This is a genomic window from Bacteroides sp. HMSC067B03, from assembly GCF_001811315.1.
GTDB lineage: Bacteria > Bacteroidota > Bacteroidia > Bacteroidales > Bacteroidaceae > Bacteroides > Bacteroides faecis.
Genome location: NZ_KV804323.1, coordinates 1 through 2505, shown reverse-complemented (window position 1 = coordinate 2505; position 2505 = coordinate 1). Strand labels below are relative to the sequence as shown.

General features: G+C 42.2%; 1 protein-coding gene. It reads right to left on the bottom strand.

The annotated features are described in order from the left end of the window. Positions 1-103: 103 nt before the first annotated feature. The gene (locus HMPREF2794_RS07890; RefSeq protein WP_070751294.1) at positions 104-1927 is read right to left on the bottom strand and encodes a reverse transcriptase/maturase family protein; all 1824 of its coding nucleotides are present in this window, start codon (positions 1925-1927) and stop codon (positions 104-106) included. Positions 1928-2505 lie beyond the last annotated feature (578 nt).

Sequence of the window (2505 nt, the reverse complement as noted above, 5' to 3'; positions counted from 1 at the left end):
GTAGGCTAAGCACCCAGCGCCTTGTCATATTTCTATAATAGGTTTCCGAGTACTCGCCTCCGAACCGGACTTACAAGTCTCCCTGTATCCGGCTCTCCACTAATTAATTCAGTCTGATTCTTCGGTCGGGGTCTATTTTTGCATGACACTTTGAGCAGACAGCCAAAGTTTTTCGTCTTCGAGCTATCATTTTCTTTTCCCAGTCGGATTTACCTTTCAGGTCTTTAAGTTTGCGAACGTGATGCATTTCGAGTTTATCGGTGGCGCCGCATAATTCGCAGACTTGGAGTTTCAACCTTTCCATAAGGCTGTTACGTCCACCTGTTATGGAAATTGTCCGTGGGATAGTGTCACAGTAAATATTGCCTGCAACCTTTTTGCGTTTGAAACCATCATGATAGAATGCTTGGTAAAGTGTCTTCCCCTTGCTATTTTCATATGCCACTTGGAAAACCTTGTTCTTTTTATATTTCAGAAGTATTTTCTTTACAGATGATTTGTATTTGCTTGCAAATACCTTGTACATACTGTATGACATAATGTGATAGAAAGAATTGATGACGTAGCTATTATTGGCTATTGAGTAGTAGTTGTAGAACCCCCGGATTTCGGCATTGAACTGACTGACTATTTCCAAGTCATCCAAGTTCAGCATGTACGTTCTGACGATGGATTTCCAAACCTCTTTGCCATTGACGATCGCAATTCTTGCGGCTTTATAATCAAAGAGTTTCTTCCGCATCGTTTCAAAATTCAGGTACAATACAGGCTTGTGTCCGAATGCACGAACCGTTTTACCGAACTTATCCTTACGTAAATCGTTACACCTACGTATAAATACGTCATATCCGAGAAATTTCGCTGGTTTCTGCGCATTGGTTATCAGTGTCTTTTCGTCTGACAGTTCCAGTTTAAGAGCTTCATTCAAATAATTCTTAATATTCTCTTTTACTGTTTTGCAGTCTTCAAGACTACCGGTAATTCCAATCAGAAAATCATCTGCGTATCTCACGTATTTTAACCGTTTGATACTGCTGTCCATTTCATTACGTGCCGGATAGTTGTTCCGTTCTTCTCGTAGCCGCTTAATTTCGGCGGTCATCAGTTCCCTTACCTTTACATCTTTCTCATTCTTTAGTTTCTTTGCCAGTCGGTATCTCCGCTGTTCGTAGAGCTTGTATCGAGCGTCGCCTTTTCTCGTTACCCCTTTATTGAACCGATTGATGTATTCCTTGATGTACTTGTCGAACTTGTCAAGGTAGATGTTAGCCAGTATTGGGCTGATAATCCCGCCTTGCGGAGTTCCACTGTACGTTCTATGAAATACCCAGTCTTCCACATATCCGGCATTCAGGAATTTTCTGATAAGCCGCAAAAATCTCTCGTCAGCGATACGTTCCCGAAGAATATTAATCAGTACGTTATGATTGATATTGTCGAAGAATCCTTTAATATCGCCTTCGATAAACCATTTCACGGCAGTGAATGTCTTTTGTATGTCTATAAGAGCGGTATGACAACTTCGTTTGGGACGGAACCCATGTGAAGTATGTTCAAAACTACCTTCATAGATTGCTTCAAGTATCATTCTAACTACTTCCTGTACCATCTTATCATTAAAAGAGGGTATGCCAAGCGGACGTTTTTTCCCGTTTTTCTTAGGTATGTACGTCCTTTTGGACGGATTAGGCTGATAAGTCTCATTTTTAAGACTGCCAATCAGTTGTTCAACTCGGTCAATGCTCATTCCGTCAATGGTTTTACCATCAACTCCTGCCGTCATGTTGCCTGTCTTGCTATAAATATTCTGATAGGCTACATAAAACATTCCCTCGTTAAACAGCACTCTATACAGCCGCTCAAACTTATAGTTCAAGTTACCGCTGTGTTTACTCAGACTGTTCAACACATTTTCTGGATTTCTCATGTCTCTCACATTTTCCTTTAAATTGTTAAACTTAATTAGCTGCTTCCCTTCGCCATGTACAGGGCGTTACCCTGCTCAGACTACTATGGAAGCTCCGTTGCCCTGCCGGATATTCAGGGGCAGACCCCATAGCCGTACAACAGGCTTTCCGGTTTAGGCAATCCCCGTTTAGAAATTTGACGACTATTGGCTTGACAGATTGTCGGATACGACTTTCGTCCTTTACTACTTATGGTAGTTGCCTTGCGGTAAGTTTATGCTACTCCTGCTACCACTCATCAGTGTAGTACCGCAACATGACGGCATAATTCCAAAGAATTATTCAACTGTCTTCCGTCATTGCCCAAGGATATGACTGCTCAGACTATCGTTCAACCAATACAGGCTTTATCCTCATATCTGTCATCTTAACTTGCCATTCGGTCGCAGCCTGACAGTTGGCTGACTTATGGCTTTACCAACGTGCTATGTTCCCTTATGGGGTTTCCCCCTCCGGTTAGCGGTTGTTAATGGGCATTTAAACACTTGCCCAGTCGCTTGCCAAAGCGACATTCGTCAAATTCCCTTTACGGGCGCAC